21 protein-coding genes are annotated in these 20,403 nt (G+C 45.8%); 8 read left to right on the top strand and 13 right to left on the bottom strand.

What is annotated here, in order from left to right:
- The first annotated feature begins 20 nt into the window (after positions 1 to 20).
- Entirely contained in the window at positions 21 to 2,501 is a 2,481-nt protein-coding gene (locus P400_RS15050; RefSeq protein ID WP_026825582.1) for a transglycosylase domain-containing protein, read from the top strand.
- 38 nt (positions 2,502 to 2,539) lie between these two features.
- Here the strand turns inward: P400_RS15050 and acsA are convergent, their stop codons facing one another.
- Positions 2,540 to 4,246, bottom strand: coding sequence for an acetate--CoA ligase (acsA, locus tag P400_RS0107410; RefSeq protein ID WP_026825581.1), 1,707 nt, complete (start codon positions 4,244 to 4,246; stop codon positions 2,540 to 2,542).
- Between the two features lie 154 nt (positions 4,247 to 4,400).
- On the opposite strand from acsA, the gene P400_RS0107405 reads away from it, so the two are divergent.
- The 3 genes from P400_RS0107405 to P400_RS0107395 are packed head-to-tail and all read left to right on the top strand — an operon-like array spanning position 4,401 to position 6,841.
- The gene (locus P400_RS0107405; RefSeq protein ID WP_026825580.1) at positions 4,401 to 5,030 is read left to right on the top strand and encodes a GNAT family N-acetyltransferase; all 630 of its coding nucleotides are present in this window, start codon (positions 4,401 to 4,403) and stop codon (positions 5,028 to 5,030) included.
- Positions 5,031 to 5,042: 12 nt separating this feature from the next.
- Complete coding sequence (locus P400_RS0107400; RefSeq protein ID WP_026825579.1) at positions 5,043 to 5,675, top strand: acetoin utilization AcuB family protein; 633 nt, start codon at positions 5,043 to 5,045, stop codon at positions 5,673 to 5,675.
- A complete protein-coding gene (locus tag P400_RS0107395) occupies positions 5,672 to 6,841 on the top strand; it encodes an acetoin utilization protein AcuC (protein WP_026825578.1) in 1,170 nt (389 codons plus the stop codon). The genes P400_RS0107400 and P400_RS0107395 overlap by 4 nt, the downstream gene beginning before the upstream one ends.
- Positions 6,842 to 6,886: 45 nt before the next feature.
- Here the strand turns inward: P400_RS0107395 and ccpA are convergent, their stop codons facing one another.
- From ccpA to P400_RS0107375, 4 genes are all read right to left on the bottom strand, one after another.
- The gene (gene ccpA, locus P400_RS0107390; protein WP_026825577.1) at positions 6,887 to 7,900 is read right to left on the bottom strand and encodes a catabolite control protein A; all 1,014 of its coding nucleotides are present in this window, start codon (positions 7,898 to 7,900) and stop codon (positions 6,887 to 6,889) included.
- A gap of 127 nt (positions 7,901 to 8,027) precedes the next feature.
- Positions 8,028 to 9,119: a bifunctional 3-deoxy-7-phosphoheptulonate synthase/chorismate mutase gene (locus P400_RS0107385; RefSeq protein WP_026825576.1), complete on the bottom strand. Its 1,092-nt coding sequence runs from the start codon at positions 9,117 to 9,119 to the stop codon at positions 8,028 to 8,030.
- A gap of 132 nt (positions 9,120 to 9,251) precedes the next feature.
- Positions 9,252 to 9,800: a YtxH domain-containing protein gene (locus P400_RS0107380; protein WP_026825575.1), complete on the bottom strand. Its 549-nt coding sequence runs from the start codon at positions 9,798 to 9,800 to the stop codon at positions 9,252 to 9,254.
- Positions 9,801 to 9,821: 21 nt separating this feature from the next.
- Positions 9,822 to 10,334, bottom strand: a complete 513-nt coding sequence (locus P400_RS0107375; protein WP_026825574.1) for a DUF948 domain-containing protein — start codon at positions 10,332 to 10,334, stop codon at positions 9,822 to 9,824.
- 169 nt (positions 10,335 to 10,503) lie between these two features.
- On the opposite strand from P400_RS0107375, the gene P400_RS0107370 reads away from it, so the two are divergent.
- Positions 10,504 to 11,616, top strand: a complete 1,113-nt coding sequence (locus tag P400_RS0107370) for an aminopeptidase (protein ID WP_026825573.1) — start codon at positions 10,504 to 10,506, stop codon at positions 11,614 to 11,616.
- 38 nt (positions 11,617 to 11,654) lie between these two features.
- On the opposite strand, the gene P400_RS0107365 is transcribed toward P400_RS0107370, so the two are convergent.
- The 6 genes from P400_RS0107365 to P400_RS0107340 all read right to left on the bottom strand — a co-directional run bounded on the left by P400_RS0107365 (position 11,655) and on the right by P400_RS0107340 (position 16,144).
- Positions 11,655 to 12,107 carry a Dps family protein gene (locus P400_RS0107365; protein WP_026825572.1) on the bottom strand — a complete coding sequence of 151 codons (453 nt, stop codon included), beginning with the start codon at positions 12,105 to 12,107 and terminating at the stop codon, positions 11,655 to 11,657.
- Positions 12,108 to 12,207: 100 nt separating this feature from the next.
- The gene (gene murC / locus P400_RS0107360) at positions 12,208 to 13,515 is read right to left on the bottom strand and encodes a UDP-N-acetylmuramate--L-alanine ligase (protein WP_026825571.1); all 1,308 of its coding nucleotides are present in this window, start codon (positions 13,513 to 13,515) and stop codon (positions 12,208 to 12,210) included.
- 85 nt (positions 13,516 to 13,600) lie between these two features.
- On the bottom strand, positions 13,601 to 14,308 hold the full coding sequence (locus tag P400_RS0107355) for a hypothetical protein (protein WP_026825570.1): 708 nt from the start codon (positions 14,306 to 14,308) through the stop codon (positions 13,601 to 13,603).
- 54 nt (positions 14,309 to 14,362) lie between these two features.
- Positions 14,363 to 14,977, bottom strand: a complete 615-nt coding sequence (gene ytpR, locus P400_RS0107350; RefSeq protein WP_026825569.1) for a YtpR family tRNA-binding protein — start codon at positions 14,975 to 14,977, stop codon at positions 14,363 to 14,365.
- Positions 14,978 to 15,031: 54 nt separating this feature from the next.
- Positions 15,032 to 15,826 carry a DUF1444 family protein gene (locus P400_RS0107345; protein ID WP_026825568.1) on the bottom strand — a complete coding sequence of 265 codons (795 nt, stop codon included), beginning with the start codon at positions 15,824 to 15,826 and terminating at the stop codon, positions 15,032 to 15,034.
- A gap of 6 nt (positions 15,827 to 15,832) precedes the next feature.
- Positions 15,833 to 16,144 (bottom strand): thioredoxin family protein, encoded by a 312-nt coding sequence (locus P400_RS0107340; protein ID WP_026825567.1) that lies wholly within the window; start codon positions 16,142 to 16,144, stop codon positions 15,833 to 15,835.
- Between the two features lie 116 nt (positions 16,145 to 16,260).
- On the opposite strand from P400_RS0107340, the gene P400_RS0107335 reads away from it, so the two are divergent.
- On the top strand, positions 16,261 to 16,593 hold the full coding sequence (locus P400_RS0107335; protein ID WP_026825566.1) for a hypothetical protein: 333 nt from the start codon (positions 16,261 to 16,263) through the stop codon (positions 16,591 to 16,593).
- A gap of 36 nt (positions 16,594 to 16,629) precedes the next feature.
- On the opposite strand, the gene P400_RS0107330 is transcribed toward P400_RS0107335, so the two are convergent.
- The gene (locus tag P400_RS0107330) at positions 16,630 to 17,646 is read right to left on the bottom strand and encodes a PTS transporter subunit IIC (RefSeq protein WP_026825565.1); all 1,017 of its coding nucleotides are present in this window, start codon (positions 17,644 to 17,646) and stop codon (positions 16,630 to 16,632) included.
- Positions 17,647 to 17,798: 152 nt separating this feature from the next.
- The gene (locus P400_RS0107325) at positions 17,799 to 18,872 is read right to left on the bottom strand and encodes a M42 family metallopeptidase (RefSeq protein WP_026825564.1); all 1,074 of its coding nucleotides are present in this window, start codon (positions 18,870 to 18,872) and stop codon (positions 17,799 to 17,801) included.
- Positions 18,873 to 19,010: 138 nt separating this feature from the next.
- Here P400_RS0107325 and P400_RS0107320 point away from each other — a divergent pair, with 138 nt between their 5' ends.
- Positions 19,011 to 19,313 carry a PepSY domain-containing protein gene (locus P400_RS0107320; RefSeq protein ID WP_012726763.1) on the top strand — a complete coding sequence of 101 codons (303 nt, stop codon included), beginning with the start codon at positions 19,011 to 19,013 and terminating at the stop codon, positions 19,311 to 19,313.
- 103 nt (positions 19,314 to 19,416) lie between these two features.
- The gene (gene dhaK / locus P400_RS0107315) at positions 19,417 to 20,394 is read left to right on the top strand and encodes a dihydroxyacetone kinase subunit DhaK (RefSeq protein WP_026825563.1); all 978 of its coding nucleotides are present in this window, start codon (positions 19,417 to 19,419) and stop codon (positions 20,392 to 20,394) included.
- Positions 20,395 to 20,403 lie beyond the last annotated feature (9 nt).

The raw sequence follows: 20,403 nt of genomic DNA, 5'->3' as shown, positions 1-20,403 counted from the left end.
CCATATTTAAGGAGGCTGTCATGCTGCAGAAGATTCGAGACTTATGGAATAATCCGACGTCATTGAAAGTACGTCGCTATGCAAATGTTATGTATGATGTGTCGTGGAACGTTCTGCTTCTGACCATCATTTCTGTTATGTTAATCGGGTTTTTAGGTGCTGGAATCGGTGTCGGATATTTCGCATCCCTTGTCAAAGATATGCCTACCCCTGCATACAAGACGATGACGTCACAAATCAATACGTACACATCGACCTCAAATATTTTCTTCGGGAGCGGGGAACGCATCGGGAACTATACGACCGATGAAGTCCGAATCCCGATTCCGGTAGAGAAAGTATCCCCTTACGTCGTCGACGCGCTTCTCGCGACAGAGGATGTCGAGTTCTACGAGCACGACGGAGTCGTTCCGAAAGCAACATTACGCGCGATTTTACAAGAAGCAACCGGATCAGAAGATCGTACGGGTGGTTCAACCCTCACCCAGCAATTGATCAAAAACCAAATGTTGACGAATGAAGTTTCGTTCGAACGAAAAGCAAAAGAAATTTTACTTGCCCTACGACTTGAAAAAGCGATGGATAAAGATGAAATTTTGAACGCTTATTTAAACGTTGTCTCTTTCGGTCGTAACTCGATGGGACGCAATATCTCCGGAATTGAAGCAGCTTCTCGTGGTGTATTCAATACTTCGGCAGAGAAGTTAACGCTCCCTCAAGCCGCCTTTCTTGCCGGGATTCCGAAAAACCCGTTCTTCTATACACCCTACTATCAAGGTGGTGTCATTAAAGAAGATGTATCGGGTGCAGTCAACCGAATGAAAACAGTATTGAACCGGATGTACGTCGCCGGGAAGATTACGCAAGAAGAGTATGATGCTGCTTACAACTATGACATTACGCAAGACTTCATGCAGACTCAGACGAAGCCCCGTGACAAATATCCGTATGTTGTTGATGAAGCGGAACTACAAGCACGTCAGATTGTGACAGACTATTTATTGGAGCAAGATGGAATTGAAATTGATGAATTGAGTTCTAAAGAAAAAGACTCTGTTCAATCCACTTATGCCAAGCGTGCGCATAACATGTTGCGTCAAGGTGGTTTCAACATCCGTTTGACACTCGATAAAGAAGTGCACGAAGCGATGCAACAACCGGCTAAAAATGCCGGAAACTTTGGTCCGAATCAATATGTCGAAGAAGAGGACCGTACACTTCCTGAACAAACCTCTTCGGTTATGATTGAAAACAAAACTGGGAAAGTACTTGGATTCGTCGGAGGTCGATATATCAACGGTAAGACGGATGACTTGAACCGTGCTTTCTGGGCTGAACGTCAAATCGGATCGACTGCAAAACCAATTCTCGTCTATTCAAACGCAATCGAAGCTGGCATGATCACGCCAGCCACTCAAATTATTGACGAAGAATATTACTATCAGTTCACTGGTCCGGGACAACCGAAAAAACAAGTTCAAAACGAAGGGAAGACGTATCGCGGAATCGTCACAGTGCGCGATGCACTCAAGCTTTCATTGAACGTTCCGGCCGTTAAAATTTATGAGGAACGTAATCAAAAACCTGCCGATACACAGAAGCTAGTGGATATGGGGATTCCTGTATCCGAAGGAAATCGTTACGCATCAGCAATGGCCCTCGGTACAGGAGAAGTAAAGCCAATCGATTTGGCAGCGTCGTATGCGATGCTCGCTAACTACGGTGAGCATGTAGAGCCTTACTTCATCCAAGAAATCGAATATCAAGGTGAAGTGATTTACGAAGCGAAACCGAAGAAAACTCGTATTTTCACGGAACGTACCTCTTATCTCGTGCTCGATATGTTGCGTGATGTTTACACGTCAGGTACTGCGACATACGCACAATCCTTACTCAACGTCCCTGGCGACTGGATGGGTAAAACCGGTACAACGAACGCTCAACGCGACTCTTATTTAGTTGGATCGAACCCGAACGTCACACTCGCTGTCTGGTCTGGTTATGATTCACAACTTGCCTCGATGCTAGACAGCTGGGAATATGGGCGTTACTATCAGCGAACGCAACGCATTTGGTCACAAACGATGAATCGTGTATATGCAGATAACCCTAAAGCACTAAACGTCAGCGCACGCTTCTCGCAACCTTCAAGCGTCTCTGCAAAAGACTTCACAGATTCTGGTTCATTCTCTGAGAAGAAGAAAATAGAAGAGAAAGAAAAAGAAGAGGAAGAGAAGAAAAAAGAAGAAGAAGCCAAGAAAAAGGCTGAGGAAGCTAAGAAAGAAGCTGAAGAGAAGAAACAAGAAGCTGCTGACGATGCTGCAGCGAAGAAAAAAGCCGAAGAAGAAGCTAAACGAAAAGCTGAAGCTGATGCTGCTGCCAAGAAAAAAGCGGAAGAAGAAGCGAAGAAAAAAGCTGAGGAAGAGGCTCAAGCTGAAGAAGAGGCCCAACAAGAAGCCGATCAACCAGCTGAAGATAACGCCGATTCGGATGGTGAATGAAAAAAAGGTCGACACATTTCGTGTCGGCCTTTTTTGCTTCAGTCTTCCATCGTCGATAAGTCACCGGCCTCGAGATTCAACTCCCAAGCTTTCAAGACGCGACGCATAATCTTACCACTCCGCGTTTTTGGCAGCTTGTCTTTGAATTCTATTTCGCGTGGTGCCGCGTGAGCAGCCAATCCTTCTTTGACGAATTGCTGAATTTCTTGCTTTAACTCATCCGACGGCTCATAGCCTTTCCGAAGCGCGATGAACGCTTTGATGATTTCACCTCGAATTGGATCTGGTTTTCCGATGACGCCCGCCTCAGCGACAGCCGGATGTTCGACGAGTCGGCTTTCGACTTCAAACGGTCCTACTCGTTCTCCCGCTGTCATGATGACATCGTCGACACGTCCTTGGAACCAGAAGTATCCGTCTTCATCCATGTAAGCCGAGTCACCAGATACGTACCAATCTCCCCAGAAATAGCTCTCATACTTCGCATCGTTCTTCCAAATCTTCCGCATCATCGATGGCCAAGGTGTCTTGAGTGCCAAGTTCCCCATTCGATGCGGCGGGAGCGGTTTGCCACGGTCGTCCAAAATGGCCGCTTCGCATCCAGGAATCGGTTTCCCCATCGACCCTGGTTTGATATCCATTGTCGGGTAGTTACAAATCATCATCCCACCCGTTTCCGTCATCCACCACGTGTCATGGATTCGAAGGTCAAACGCCTCGTAACCCCAACGAATCACTTCAGGGTTCAACGGCTCACCAACCGATAAAATGTGTCGTAAGGAAGACAGGTCATATTTCTCAAACGCTTCGTTCCCGGCACCCATGAGCATTCGGAACGCTGTCGGTGCACTATACCACACTGTCACGCCGAATCGTTCAATAACCGAGTACCAAAACTCTGGATTGAAGCGTCCGCCGACGATGACGTTCGTCGCGCCATTCAAAAACGGTGCAAAAATCCCATAACTCGTCCCAGTCACCCACCCCGGGTCAGCTGTACACCAGTAAACATCGTCAGGTTGAAGGTCGAGTACCCATTTGCCTGTCATCATATGCTGGATCATGGCGTTGTGGACGTGGAGAACACCTTTCGGCTTCCCAGTCGAACCAGAGGTATAGTGTAAAATTAAACCATCCTCACGATCGACCCACGTCAACTCTAAATCTGTTGTCGCATCGTTCGCGAGTTTACGGTAATCGAGTGCTTTTCCCGATTCCTCGACATCGTCACCGACGAGTAAAATCGTCTCAAGATGTGGCAATTGGTCGACTGGGACACGTGGCAATAGTTCTTTCGTCGTCACAATCACTTTCGCTTCCGAGTCGAGTAACCGGTCGTGAACCGCCTGTTCCATGAATGCCTCAAACAGTGGCCCTACGATGGCTCCGAGTTTGATTGCTCCGAGTAAAATAAAATAAAGTTCTGGCTGACGTGGCATAAAGATAAAGACGCGGTCGCCTTTCTCCACACCAATCGACTTCAGAACATTACCAGAACGATTACTCTCTCTCTTCATATCCGCATACGTGTAGCGCTCTTCCCGACCCCCATCGAAATAAAGCAATGCCACTTTTTTCGCCAATTCACTCTCTGCATGGCGATCGATTGCTTCATATGCCAAATTGACTTTCCCCGTCAAATTCCAAGAAAATAATGTTTCTGCTTGTGTCCATTCAAACGACTGACAAGCCTCTTCATACGACGCTAATTGATGCTCCCCTGTTAACGCTTTCAATTTTTCCATCGTTAAAGATTCGCCTCCCCTGTAAAGATTGGTATAACCACTTTCAGTATAGTGTTAAAATTATGACAAATCAACGAATTTCCAAATTCATCAAAACGGGTGATTCATACGCAATGAAAGCGCTATAATATAAGATGGAAAAGGTGGTGACCCAATGGAAAAACAATATCACTCAAAACTGTGGCAGACCTCACAAGGCGAAGTGACGATTGACGGTCCGGTGGCAGCTGATGTGTTGCAGACGTATCGTCTCGATGAAGGATTAACAGCTTTTCGCGAACCGGAAGATCAGCACGAAGCGCTTGTCGGTATTGCTGACTTAAAAGAGGGACGCATCATTGTCGCTCGACAAAATGACCTCGTCATCGGCTACGTGACATTTCTCTATCCTGACCCGTACGAGCGTTGGAGTGAAGGAAACGACCCGTATATCCTTGAACTCGGTGCGATTGAGGTGAGCCCACGCTTTCGTGGTCAACGGATTGGCAAGCAATTACTTGAAGTATCTATGATGGACCCGCATATGGATGATTTCTTAATTTTAACGACTGAATATTATTGGCATTGGGATCTAAAGGGCAGTGGACTTTCGATTTGGGATTATCGAAAAGTCATGGAGAAAATGATGAACCATGGCGGACTCGTATTCTTCCCTACAGACGACCCTGAAATCGCCTCTCACCCTGCCAACTGCTTAATGGCACGAATCGGGAAGAACGTGAGACAAGAATCAATCGATCATTTTGATTCGCTTCGGCTACGCCGACGATTCATGTACGACTAAGGAGGGGATTTCATGTTAATCGAACAGATGATGAATCGACATGTCGTGACGATTCAACCGACTAATACAATTGCTCACGCCGCTAAACTGATGCGGGAACATCGTGTCAGACATTTGATTGTGACAAATCCGGCAAGACAAGTAGTCGGAATTGTTGGACAATTCGAGATGAGCGGGGCGACGAGTGTATTTCATCCAGAAAGTGAAAATGCCGACTTTCAAAATCCGATATCGAGCATCATGCGCTCCGAGGCTCCTACAGCACATCCCTTCGATTTTTTTGAAGATGCCGCTGCCTTATTTTATGAAAATCGACTAACTTGTCTTCCGATTGTCGAACAAGGAAAACTCGTCGGAGTGCTGACCGAGACAGATTTATTACGTTATTTCGTACAATTGACTGGTGCACTCGAACCGAGCTCACAAATCGAAATCTTGGTTGAGAACACGACCGGCACGCTCGAAAAAGTGACCCGACTACTCGCCAAGACAAACGTCAACATCATTAACGTTTTCGTCCACCCCACGAGTGATCCCTATAAACGGATTGTCTCTTTCCGCATCCAGACGATGAATCCATTACGCATTATTGAACGCTTGAAACGAGAAGGTTATGAAGTACTCGGACCGGAGATGTCGCGATGAGACCGATTTACATATTCGGAGAAGACGAAACATCCTATCGTTTTCACGAGGATCATCCGTTCAATCCATTACGACTTGAATTGACAACATCTCTTCTGCTTGCTTCTGGGAAGCTCTCAAAATCAGAGTGTGTCAATCCCCCAATCGCTTCGGTCGAAGAGTTAGCACTTGTTCATGATTTAGACTACATTGAAGCTGTTCAAACAGCAGCAGCCGGGGAACTTTCATCCTTGAAAGCGAATAAGTTTGGTCTCGGAACGGAAGATACACCAATCTTCCCAACGATTCATGAAGGGGCCGCTCGTCTAGTCGGAGGGACGATTCATGCACTCGACCTCGTGGCGAGCGGAAAAAGAGAGCGCGCCTTTCATATCGGAGGCGGATTACATCACGGTATGCGGCGTAAAGCTTCCGGGTTTTGCGTCTATAACGACGCCGCTGTCGCCATTGCGCATGTCAGGAAACAATATGGGTCACGCGTTCTCTATGTTGATACGGATGCGCATCATGGAGACGGGGTCCAGTGGCTCTTTTATGACGATGATGATGTGATGACGTTATCCATTCATGAGACGGGGCGCTACCTCTTTCCAGGTACCGGAACTGTGACGGAACGAGGGAACGGGAAAGGGTACGGCTATAGTTGGAACGTACCGGTCGATGCATTCACAGAAGACGACTCATTTTTAAAATGCTATGAGACCGTCTTACGAGAGGCATGCGAATGGTTCAAACCGGATATCATTCTGACCCAAAATGGCGCGGATGCTCATGCCTTTGACCCTCTTACGCATTTGGCATCAACGATTCGAACGTTCGAACAAATTCCACAAATCGCTTCTCGTATGGCAGACGAATATACAGATGGGCGCCTCGTCGCGCTCGGTGGTGGCGGATACGACTGGTATCGTGCCGTACCGCGCGCCTGGGCTCAAGTATGGGCCGGATTGACGAGAGAGGCACCATATACTGGAGAACTTCCTGATGAATGGATTGAACATTGGTCCGGTGTTGCCGGTCAACCCTTGCCCTCGCGGTGGGACGATTCACTTTACGCGTTCGACCATATCCCGAGACGGCAACAAATCGAAGAGAAAAATTGGGAAGTCACAAAACGTGCGTTTTGGCCATTCATTTCGAATGACCGCAAATCTATTTATTTATGAAAAGAGCCTCCCCAATCATCACGTGATGATTGGGGAGGCTCTCTGTTAGTCTTGTCGAAGCGAGTCACGGCGTTCGATTCGGTGAGGGAGAACGACGTTTTTCTCCTCAATCTCTTCCGCATTTAAAATTTTCGTCAAGAGACGCATCGCTACAGCTCCGATATCATACATCGGTTGTACGACTGTCGTTAACTTCGGACGAATCATGGTCGCAAGGCGCGTGTTATCGTGACCAACGACTTCAAAGTCGTTCGGAACCGAGTAGCCGGCATCTTGAATCGCATGGATGACTCCAAGAGCCATCTCGTCTGTCCCGGCAAAAATCGCCTTCGGGCAATCATCGCGCTGCAACATTTTTTGCATCGCTTCAAGTCCTGATGCGTATGTGTAATTCCCAAGAATCATATCATTCTCATGGAATGGAAGACCCTCATCTTCAAGCGCACGACGGTACCCGGCAAATTTCTTTTCGCCATTGATTTGTTGCTCAAGCGGTCCCGTAATGAATCCGACACGATCATGTCCGTGGTTAATTAACATTTGGGTTGCATCATATGCGGCCTGCTCATAATCGATGTTGACCGCAGGAAGGTCATATCCTTGATTTAACGTCGCTGCGAGAACAATTGGGACCGGTGATTTTTTGAACTCTTCAACGAGGTCCTCGTGCAAACGCCCACCCATGAAGATGATGCCATCGACTTGCTTCCCTAACAACGTGTTCAGTAAATGGATTTCCTTGTCACGACTTGAATCCGAGTTACCAAGGATGATGTTGTATTTATACATCGTTGCAACATCTTCAATCCCTCGTGCCAAATCGGCAAAGAAAATATTCGAAATGTCCGGTACGATGACACCGACCGTTGTGGTTTTCTTACTCGCAAGTCCACGCGCGACAGCATTCGGACGATATCCGAGACGATCGATTGCATCTTGTACCTTCTTGCGTGTCGTTGGTTTGACATTCGGGTTTCCGTTGACGACACGTGAGACGGTGGCCATCGACACCCCGGCTTCTCGTGCAACATCATAAATTGTTACGTTATTACTATTCATAAATTACTCCTCCTACAAGTCCTGATTTTCAAAAAGTTTTCATAAAACATCTTAAAAAAGGAAGACAGGTATCTGTCATCAGTTTACCCTGTCTTCATGCGATATAAAACGTTTCCATTTGGAAAGCTTACTTTTTCACCAAATCAAGTTGAGGAAACTGGACAGTCAGTCCTTCCACAAATTGATCAAATTGATCGAAGTCCAATTGTTGTTGCGCATCCGATAACGCAATCGCAGGATTTGGGTGTACCTCTACCATCACACCGTCTGCCCCGATGGCAAGTGCTGCTTTTGCAGCCGGCAACAACAAATCACGACGACCTGTTGAATGCGTCACATCTACCATGACAGGTAAATGCGTCTCTTGTTTCAAAATCGGTACCGCTGTAATGTCTAACGTATTGCGAGTAGCGCGCTCATACGTTCGAATGCCCCGCTCGCACAAAATGACCTGACTGTTTCCACTAGACATAATGTACTCTGCCGCGTAAATGAACTCTTCGATTGTAGCGGATAATCCACGCTTCAACAAGACTGGTTTGTCCGTCTTCCCGACTTCTTTTAGCAAATCGAAATTTTGCATGTTCCGCGCGCCGACTTGAATGATGTCGACATAGGGCAATGCTGATTCAACCGCACCTGGTGTCATAATTTCTGTGATTACTCGTAAATCATGTCGGTCAGCCGCTGTCTTCAACAATTTCAACCCTTCAAAACCCAATCCTTGGAAGTCGTACGGTGAAGTTCGAGGTTTATAAGCACCACCCCGCATCACCTTCACTCCGGACAACGCGAGCTTCTCAGCGACCGCATTCACTTGTTCAAACGATTCAACAGCACAAGGTCCCGCAATTAACTGTGGACGCCCGTTCCCAATGGTCACGTCCTTCACATGGACCAACGTATCTTCCGGTTGACGTTTACGAGAAACGAGTAACGTTTTGTCACGGTCTTCACCTTGTAATTCAGCAGACGCTTTGAATACTTCTTTAAAGATATGTTGGAGACGTGACGTTTCAAACGGTCCTTGGTTGGAAGAAGCAATGAAATCAAGCATCTCACGTTCCCGGACCGGATCATATCGTTCAACGCCTTGAAGACGTTTAATTTTTCCGATTTCTACGGCAAGTGCACCACGCCGACTAAGCAAGTCGAGCATTTCATGGTTCAATTCATCCATTTCTCGACGTAATCGATTCAATTGATCTTGTGGACTCATATTTTCCCTCTCATTCCTAAGCCGTTCTTTCCAGATTCCTAATTATATCGAACTTTGTGCGCTTTGTCATAAGGAAACGTTTTACGTCACAAAATCACCAAAAAAGGACCGAACGCATTCGGCCCTTACGTGTCACTCTTCTTTTTTGAGGTCTTTCTTCAAGTCAGCAAGTTCTTCTTTTGCCTCATCGTCAAGCAACTCCCTGACCGGCGCTTCAAGAGAATCGTCTGATGCAGACTGATCTGATGTGTTCGTCGTCTCTTCCTCGGTCGCGCGGTCCATCTGTTCTTTCACTTCTGATTCCGCTTCTGCGACGAGTTGATCCGCTTTTTCCATCGCCTCTTCAATCGAAAGGTCTTCCTCATTCATCTGTTGCTTTAGTTCGGCTGCTTCACGTGCCTTATCTTTTACGATATTAAGGACTGGTGCCGCCTTGTCGCTAGCTACTTTGATCCATTCCCCAACGACCGGCTCTGCTTTTTCACGCATCTCTTTCGATTTGACAGTCAACCTTTCGCGTGATGTCGACGTCTTTTCGTCAAGGTACGTTCTTACTTCCCGGCCGCTTTTCGGTGACGTCAATAAAGCGACTGCAGCCCCGACAATCCCTCCGAGAATGACACCCGTCAAAAATCCACCGCTTGAATGATTCTGTTCTGTTGGTTGCTTTTGGTCTATCATGTGTGAGTTCCTCCCTGATGTTTATTTAATCGTATCATCTGTATTAATCATATCAGGTGATACAGGTGTTTCTTCTTTCTTTTCACGACGTGTACGACGTCGTGGACGTTCTTTTGAAGTTGACGATTCCGGTTTATTCTTTTTAAATAGTTCAACCGCAACCGATCCCCATCGAACGGCTTGAGCAATCTGCTCCTTATTTTCGTCAGCTGCCGAGTGAACAGAAGTCGACACAGTACGAACTGACTCAGTAACCTCGTTCAGTGATGTCCCTAGTTCGTCAAGAGCGTGGGCAACAGGAGCGAGCAATTCAGTCTTCTCTTCCACATTATCCACGAGACGGTTCGTCTTATGTAAGAGCGCCGTCACTTCCATTGTGATTCCATCGAGCTGGCGTTCTAAATTTTCGGTCGTATTGGCGACGCTTCCAAGGGTACGGTTTACATTTGATAAAACACGCGCCAAGAAAATGACGAGTACGACAAATGCGAGTGCCGCAATTAGGCCAGCAATGCCTCCTAATGTGATTTCCATTCAATTCATTCCTCCTATTCAATCGTTTCTTGTTTCATTATAGCACCATTATGACTGAAAAGATTTGCTACAACCGTTTTCGCCATTCGGTCTGATTATTCCTTTACCCGTTTTTATGTTTTCGATTACACTAAAATAGAAATTCATAAAAATAATTAGGGGTGATCGTGTGAGAGATCCAAGAATTACACAATTAGCGGACGGTTTAATCAATTATTCTGTCCAGCTTCAGCAGGGGGAAAAGGTACTGATCGAGAATTTCGGAGTGGAGGAGGCGCTTGTTGAGGCGCTCGTCGAAAAAGCTTATGAAGCAGGAGGACATCCGTTCGTCTTGTTGAAAGAGAGCCGTATCTTACGTAAGTTATATACGGGCGCAAGCCGAGAGCAACTCGAACTTATGGCCGACATCGAGCGTAAACAGATGCAGGCAATGGATGCCTATATCGGCTTACGTGCTGGTGATAACATCAACGAACTCTCTGACGTGCCGAGTGAGCAACAAAAACTCGTTGGTGCCACACTCGGGAAAATGCATACCGAAGACCGCGTCAAAGGAACAAAATGGGTCGTGTTACGCTATCCATCCCCATCAATGGCACAACTTGCAGGAAAATCGACGGAAGCGTTCGAGGACTTCTATTTTAATGTGTGTACATTAGATTACGGAAAAATGGACCGAGCGATGGATGCATTGGTCGAGTTGATGAACAAGACAGACCGCGTCACGTTAATTGGACCTGGTACAGACCTTTCATTCTCAATCCAAGACATCCCCGCCATCAAGTGTTCTGGCCAAATGAACATCCCTGACGGTGAAGTATTCACGGCTCCGGTAAAAGATTCGGTTAACGGGGTCATTACTTATAACACACCATCTCCATATCAAGGATTCACGTTTGAAAATGTGAAACTGACATTCAAAGATGGTAAGATTGTGGATGCGACAGCCAATAACACAGAACGCATCAACGAAGTGTTCAACACAGATGAAGGCGCTCGTTATGTCGGTGAGTTCGCAATCGGTGTGAACCCATACATCCAGCACCCGATGAAAGATATTCTATTCGATGAGAAAATTGACGGAAGCTTCCACTTCACCCCAGGTCAAGCGTACGATGATGCCTATAACGGCAACAACTCGTCCGTCCACTGGGACCTTGTCAACATCCAGCGCCCAGATTATGGCGGCGGTGAAATTTGGTTCGACGATCAACTCATTCGGAAAGACGGTCGCTTCGTCATCGATGCTTTACTTCCACTGAATCCAGAAAACTTAAAATAAAAAAATGGTGTGCCTAACGTAGGCGCACCATTTTTATGTTACAGCTTCGTTTTTTTGCCGAGTGCGGCAGACATCATCCAAATCTCTTTTTCGAGTCGTTCGATATGAGAAACGAATGTATCTTCAATCGCTTCATCTCCATCTTCAAATTTCTCCATCGAATCCTGCATCTCTTGACGGATTTGTTTGAAGTCGTTGATGATGTCTTTGATCATCTGTTCTGTTTCAGCGTGACGATCGCCCTCTTTTAGCGTTGAGTGTTCTAAATACTCTTTCATCGTCGCAAACGGTTCCCCGTCGTTCATGAGAAGTCGCTCTGCTACGTCATCGTAAAGCTCTGCCACTAGGTTGTAGAGCTCTTCTAGTTTCTCATGATACGTAAAGAAGTGAGGACCATTGATATACCAATGATAATTATGGAGCTTCACAAATAACAGCCCATAGTTCGCCACTTCTTTGTTTAACGTATTGAGTGCACCTTGACTAGCCATTCAAAACATCTCCTTTGCAAAATTCAATCGATACTACTATTACCGAGATTTTGAATAGCTAAACATAAAAAAAGGAGAAACATTCGTCTCCCCCTCAATCTCATGCTTCAAGTTTCACAACTTCTTCATATTCACGTTGATACGTTTGAATGTCGCCCGCACCCATGAATAGTAGCACTGCTTCATTATGATCACGTAAGACGCTCGTACCGCCACGCTTTAAAATATGTGCACCCTCGATTCGTGACTGAAGGTCCTCGATTGTGACGGTTCCTTCTTGTTCACGTGCTGAACCGAAAATATCACAAAGATATACTGTATCTGCTTCAGCCAATGCCGTTGCAAAATCATCCATGAATGATTTTAAGCGCGTGTACGTATGCGGTTGGAAAATCGCCACGACTTCTCGTTCCCCATACTTTTTGCGTGCTGCTTCAATCGTCGCACTAATTTCACGCGGATGATGCGCATAGTCATCGACGAGCACTTGATCATTTAACACCGATTCACTAAACCGACGTTTCACACCGTTGAATGTTTCAAGGCGCTCTTTCACTAACTCTTTCGATAAGTTCTCATAGTCACATGTCGCAATGACTGCAAGTGCATTCAGCACACTATGATCTCCGTATCCAGGAATGCGGAACGTCCCATAAAAATCATCGCGTAAGAAGACATCAAATGTTGTTCCGTTTTCAGTCGAATCAACATTTTCTACACGAAAATCGTTATGATCCCCAAATCCATAATAGACGAGTGGAACGTTTGCTTGAATTTGTTGAAGATTCTCGTCATCACCACAGGCAATGATTCCTTTCTTCACTTGCTTCGCCATTTCTTGGAACGCATCGATGACATCGTTTAGACCAGAAAAATAGTCCGAATGATCAAAGTCGATATTCGTCATAATGGCATAGTCTGGACGATAGTATAAGAAATGACGCTTATATTCACAAGCTTCGAATACAAAATTCTTTGAACCTGCAACACCTTCGCCCGTTCCGTCACCGATTAAAAATGATGTCGGCTCGATGCCACGCATTACGTGTGCGAGTAAACCGGTTGTTGACGTTTTACCGTGCGATCCTGTAATCGCCACACTTGTATAATGGTCAGCGAGTTCACCTAAAAATTCATAATACTTATAAATCGTCAAGCCAAGTTCGCGTGCTCGGACGATTTCTGGGTGATCATCACTGAACGCATTTCCTTGTACGATGATTTGGTCTTCAGAAATATTTTCAGGATCGAATGGCAAAATTTCAATCCCTTTTCGTTTCAATGCTTCTTCTGTAAAAAATGCTTTTTCAACGTCCGATCCACGGACTTCATTGTTCATATCAAATAAAATTTGAGCTAAAGGACTCATGCCCGTTCCTTTAATTCCGACGAAGTGATAACGGTTCATCTGTAAATAGCCCCCCTAATTCATTGCGGCTCGTCAAAATGCGACAAACCTTTGTCATTATAGCAAAACTCATGAAGTCATGCTATTACAGATTATTGTTTTTTTGTGCAAGTCGTCGGTTACGATACATGGCCATGCGATCTTTTGGCGTCATCATTACATTTACAGGGGGTTGATCAGCTTTGAACGATACTTGAACTGCAGGTGTCAAATCTGTATTCGTTGGCATTTCTTGTTGCTCAGATGGTGTTTGTAATCTCTCTGCAATCTGTTCAATTGATGGTCTGACCTTCTCTGCAGAGCCGTCGATATTTAAATTGTCATGTGTTGCAACATCATGTAAAGCTTCCACGATTGTTTCTTTATTCGAATGGGATAAATCTGTTGATTGCATAAAGACTGAAGAAAAACCGTTATCCGTTATAGAGACTTCACCAAGTATTGATTTTTCTTCAACAATCATTTCCTCGGAAATCGATTCGGTCTGTTCTTCACTCAAGTGATGCTCAACTTTAGACTCACACGCTACATCCCGGGTCGAATCTGCTGATTGTGATGGCTCGGATTCCATAATCGTCTCAATCGCCTCTCTCGTCTCAGGAGAATGTTCGGCTGGAAGTACAATCTTCGGCTTTGGGCGCGCATACCCGTAAATTGGCGATGGGACGTCTGTGGGGACAAGTTCATCGGTGACCTCTACCTTAGGTGGATGAGATACTGTCTGTCCTTCTTTCGATAGCTCTCTTTTAATTCGTTCTGCTTGTCGTTTCATTGAACGTTCATATGCATCCATACTTGATTCCTCGCTTTTTCGCTCAATCCATATTTAACAAAAAATCGGTCGAGTTTAGCGACCGATTTCAAATGCTGTACCTACTTCATATTCGTCATCTAACACTAAAATTCCTTTTTCCTGTGGAGCATTCGGAAGGTTTAATTCACGGGCAGAACAAATCATCCCGTGCGAACTCTCTCCACGGAGTGCGGATGGTCGGATAATTAACCCTGTCGGCATGACTGCACCGGGTTTCGCTACGACCACTTTCTGTCCTGTCGCTACATTCGGTGCACCACACACGATTTGCACAGTGCCCTGATCGATTTGTACTTGGCATATCGATAATTTGTCGGCATCCGGATGTTTTTCCGCGCTTTCGACATAGCCTATGACGAATTTAGGAGTCACATCTGCCCAAGAGAAGTCCTCCTCGATGCCATTATCGCTCAAGACGGCACGCAATTGTTCAACCAATTCGGCTGTCAAATCAACCGGACCATTCCACTCCGAGACGTCAAAATGTTGACTTGCTTCGAATAGATTATACCCATTTACTTCTCCGTCTACGGATTTGATAATAGCGACATCTCTCACCCGCTCGACAGATTGATGGTGCCGTTCTCCTTCTTTTAACAACACCATGAGTACATCGCCGATTCCTTCTCGGTTATAAAACACATTCATTTGCATACGTTCATACGTCCCTTCTTTCAAACTCATCTCACTTATTTTATCAGATTATGTGTTCGATGGCGGGGTCTTTTTTCCGACAATAAAAATCGGTTCAAGTTGCCCTGCTTCATAATGAAAGGCAAGTGCAGTCACTGGGATACGACCATTTGTGAAGAAATCAAACATCAGTTGTTGCATCGCATCATATCCTTGATCATTTCGTATATCCGCTATGATCATCACATCTTGGTGCGGAACACCAACGAGCATATCCCCTTCGACCCGACGCTCCATCATCCGAAGAAAGTCATCATTTAAAATACGAGACGCTTCGTACCCATCTCGGGTAGAAAGAAAGTAGAATGGATTACCTGCGACCTCATCTTGCTTCATCTCAGTCGGCAATTTTTTAATATTCTCTCGAGCTGTTCGTTCAATTAATGAGGCGTCCAAATCTTCCGAAAGGTGCCTTTCTTCAATCAATCGATAGCCGTTCCCTCGATCCAACGCATAGAAGATAGCAGTTTCTGCCGTATGCGGAGTGAACACAAGAGACTCTCCATTTTTTGTGGTTTTCGCGAACGAGTTCGAACGAATAACTGGATAAATAGCATCCATATTTCCTGAGAGTGAGATTTGATCATCTGCCTTCATCGCCGATTCGATATATTCGATCACCTCATCGACCGCCACTTTTCCACGAGTTTTTGCTTTTGCCACAATTGGTGCGAGACGAATATTCACACCGAAGCGATCTGACCTTCTTTCGACGCGCAACACTTCATTCTCACGGTCATAAGAAGTACGGTAATCCGCTTTGAAGTTTGATTCTAAATAACGTCTCAACTCATTCCGTTCCATATATCCTCACCCTAACCCGTTCAAGAAATCTTCGACCTGTTCGGGTGTCTTTCGTTCTCGACCGACATATCGATCGATTTCTTTGCCGTTCTCAAACGCAACAAAGCTTGGGATCCCGAAAATATCAAGTTCTTGCGCAAGTTCCATAAACTCGTCACGGTCTACATAATAAAACGTCCATGTCTCGAACTTTTTCTCGATGTCTGGCATGAATGGGTCGAGGAATCGGCAATCCCCACACCATTTTGCTGAGAACATGAAAATGCTTTTCGATTCTTTTGCTTCCATATATTCTGTCGTTGTTGATAATTGTTTCATAATTGACCACTCCTGTCCGTGTTTTCCTCACTTATAATAGCATAAGTCAAGTCGCACATTCTGCTCTCCTGTTTGTTATAATCAAAACCGAAACTAGTTGAAACAGGTGAAATCAAATGAAGTTAACGCGTACAAAATTAAATCCCGAAATGAAACACCCCCTTGAACAAATGGTCGGTGTTTTCGGAATGCTTGCCATTTTGCGATACGGATATTTATTTATTGACACCGATAAAACGAGATTGGAAATTTTAATTTGGCTCGTTGTCGGATTCGCCATCATTTATGTTCTCGAAAAATGGTTAAAACAACTGGTCCGACGTTTGCCAATCGTACGAAAACGTTTTCTACTTCCAATCTACGTGATTGTCCTCACGCTATTCCTTATTAGCTTTCGTGTCCCTCGGGAAACGGTAGAGTCGGTTAAAATGTGGTTCGGGATTGGATGAAAAAAGAGCATCGTTTCGTTGAAACGACGCTCTTTTTTAATAATCAATCTTTAAATCATTCGGTTGAATTCTTCCGGTTCTCCGCAATACTGCATAGATCGCGTAACTCAACAAGGCTGGTCCAACAATTAAGAAACCAAGAACGACAATCAACGTGTACCAACTAAACCCCATCGTTTCGAGCATGACGATTGGACCTACGAGTCCACTTGTTCCCATGCCTGCCCCTGCAGCTACACTTTCCAATTCAAATAACAGAATCGCGATGGGTGCCAGTACAGCCCCGGCTATTGTTGGAGGAAGAAGAATCCAAGGGTTTTTCACGATGTTCCCAACTTGAAGCATCGAGGTTCCAATCCCTTGGGCAAGTGCTCCACCAACTCCATTATCTCGATAACTCGTGATGGCAAATCCAATCATTTGAGCGGCACAGCCAACTGTCGCAGCACCCGCTGCAACGCCATTTAAACCGAGCATCAGTGCGATGGCTGCACTTGAAATCGGGGCGGTCAAGGCCACCCCCATCAATGTTGCTACAACGATACCCATGAATAACGGTTGCTGCTCCGTTCCCCATTCAATCCAACTTCCGAGCTGTGTCATGAACATTCCGACATATTTCCCAATGTACGTCGCGGTGAAGAATCCGACTGCAATTGTCGTAAACGGCGTCACTAAAATATCCAACTTCGTTGATTTTGAAACGAGTTTTGAAGATTCGACGGCTAGAATTGTGGCGACGTAACTACCCGCAGGTCCAAATTCATATCCGAACGCTCCAACGACGAGAGCTGAAAATAGAATAAGCGGTGGTGCCTCAAGAGCATATGCAATCGCAATCCCGATGGCCGGACCTGTCAGACTCATAGCCACCTCACCTATTTGTATAAATGTGCCGCTCACTCCTGCGAGTGCAGTACCATCGAGTTGCCCCCCGATCGTCTTCATGATCAGACCGATAATCAACGTACTGAATAAACCAAGTGCCATATAACTTAGTGCCGTCACAAAATAGAGAGACGGGCTGAGTGAAATTCCTTTTTTCTTTAACACAGGACATCCTCCTTAAACTTTTATAGGTGTCTTGTCATAAGTAAAAATAATGTATAAACACCTCTATCAGTATAAAGTTTTTACCTGAAATAGCAAGAACAGCCGTATAAAAAAACCGTTCACTCAAAATCATGAGTGAACGGCACGTGCACTTAGCGAGACGGACGGAGCGTTTCGAGCGTCGAACGGTCAAGTCGTTTGACCAACGCTTTCAGTAACGCTTTCGCCGCATCGTAGTCATCTGTATGAAGAATAGAGGCATGTGTATGAATATAGCGTGATGCGACACCGATTACGGCTGTCGGTACACCTTCACCGCTCATGTGCACACGACCCGCATCGGTACCACCTGGAGAGACAAAATACTGTGTCTTGATGTTTTCGTCTGAGGCAGTATCGAGCAAGAAGTCACGCATTTCGGGTGACATGACCATGACCCGATCTAAGATTCGAATCAAGGCACCCTCACCGAGCTGTCCGAACTCCGTCTTGCTTCCCGATGCATCGTTCGCCGGTGATGCGTCAAGAACGAGTGCCACATCCGGCTCTATCAATTCAGATGCCGTTTGCGCTCCACGCAATCCCACTTCTTCCTGTACCGTGGCCCCAGAGAACAAAATGTTTGGATGATCGACTTTTGTCGTTTCTTCTAGTAGTTCGACAGCAAGACCAACACCATAACGGTTATCCCATGCTTTCGCCATAATTTTTTTAGGGTGATGAAGTGGTGTGAACGCGCTCGTCGGCACCGCAGGAACACCCGGACGCACTCCCCAAGACTCTGCTTCCTCTTTTGAATCTGCCCCGATATCGATAAACATCTGCTTGATGTCCATCGGCTTACTCATCGCATCTGGACCTAATAAATGAGGCGGTGTCGAAGCGACGACACCCGGAATTTTACCGTTCGATGTGATGATATCAAACCGTTGTGCCATAAGCACTTGACTCCACCATCCACCGAGCGGTTGTATGTAAAGCATTCCGTTTTCAGTGATGCGCGTCACCATGAAGGCAACCTCATCCATGTGACCCGCTACCATGACTTTCGGGCCTGTCTCGTCTCCAACACGCTTCCCAAAAATCGACCCGATGCCATCCGTTACAATTTCATCCGAATGTGGTTCGATCCGTTCACGTACGAACTGACGGACTTCTGACTCAAACCCCGGTGCACCTGGTAATTCTGTTAACGTCTTAAATAAATCTCTCGTCTTCTGATCCATTTTTCATCATCCTTTCCTAACCGTTCTTGTCTCATTATATACAAAAGTTTTGATAGGATGCGAATGCTTTTCATTCCATTCGGGTACAGGTTTTGGTACGATGTACATGATAGCCATAGTTCAAGGGGAGGTAGTCATATGAAAAAAAGGTATTGGTTTATTGGAATCGGGGTGGCCGTCATTGCCGCACTTATGACGAAAAAAGCTTTAGATGAACGTAGCTTATCTGCAGAAAACGCGTTAGAGTACACAAAACGTGCTTTCTCAGCTAAAGGTCATGTCCAAGGGGCATGGATTTCTGCATCACCTGAGATTTACACATATGATGGTCGTGAATACGACGTCTACAAAGGTGGAATCTCGGTTCTTGAGAACGACGAAGAAAAAACGTACGAGTTCACAGTCGACTCTGAGACTGGCGCTTTACTCGAATATGCATGACAAAAAAAACCGACGAATCATTCGTCGGTTTTTTGTTTAGTTCTAGTGAAAGAGTGGAAAATTGAAAATGGTAGTTTTCAATTTAAAAAAGGAGTGATCTCGCGTGAAAAAGCTAATCGGTGAAGCAAGTGAACTCGTAACACAAATGGTAGAAGGTATGGTCCATGCCCATCCTGAATTGTATGGTCGTGTCGACGATGTCAATGTCATCTGTCGGGCCAGTGGAGCTAAGTCTGGAAAAGTAGGACTCGTCTCTGGTGGCGGTAGTGGTCACGAGCCGGCACACGCCGGATATGTCGGGGACGGTATGCTCGATGCCGCAGTTTGCGGGGAAGTATTTACATCCCCTACTCCGGACATGGTGCTCGAAGGAATCAAAGCGGCCGATGGCGGAAACGGCGTCCTGTTGATTGTGAAAAACTATTCGGGGGATGTAATGAACTTCGAACTTGCTGCGGAACTGGCCGAAGGGGACGGCATCAAAGTCGACCACGTCGTTGTCGCGGATGATGTCGCCATTTCGAATAAAGAAGATCGTCGAGGCGTTGCTGGGACTGTCTTCGTTCATAAAATCGCGGGCGCTGCTGCGGCAAGCGGGAAATCACTCGAAGAAGTCAAAGCAATTGCTGAAAAAGTAGCCTCTCATGTTCGTTCGATGGGAATGGCTGTAGAACCTTGTTATATGCCAGTTAGCGCCAAGCCCGGTTTCGACTTGAACGAGGAAGAGATGGAGATTGGGATTGGAATTCACGGGGAGCGTGGTGTCGAACGTAAACCGACGAGCGATGTCGACCAAATCGTCGATGATTTACTCAGTCATTTGAAAAAAGAAGTCGAACCTGGCGAAGTCGCTGTCATGGTCAACGGGATGGGCGGAACTCCACTATCTGAGTTATACGTGACGTATCACTTCGTTGCAGAAAAACTTGAAGCCGCTGGATATACTTTGAAACGAAAATACGTCGGCAACTATATGACGTCACTTGAGATGCATGGTTTCTCGATTACATTATTACCGCTCGATGATGAGATGACGTCCTATTTAGATGCCCCATCTGCGGCACTTGGATTTAAAATTTGATGAATGGGG

Origin of the sequence: Exiguobacterium marinum DSM 16307 (assembly GCF_000620845.1) — a bacterium.
GTDB classification, from domain to species: Bacteria; Bacillota; Bacilli; order Exiguobacteriales; family Exiguobacteriaceae; genus Exiguobacterium; species Exiguobacterium marinum.
This window is presented reverse-complemented; position numbering and strand designations above follow the sequence as displayed.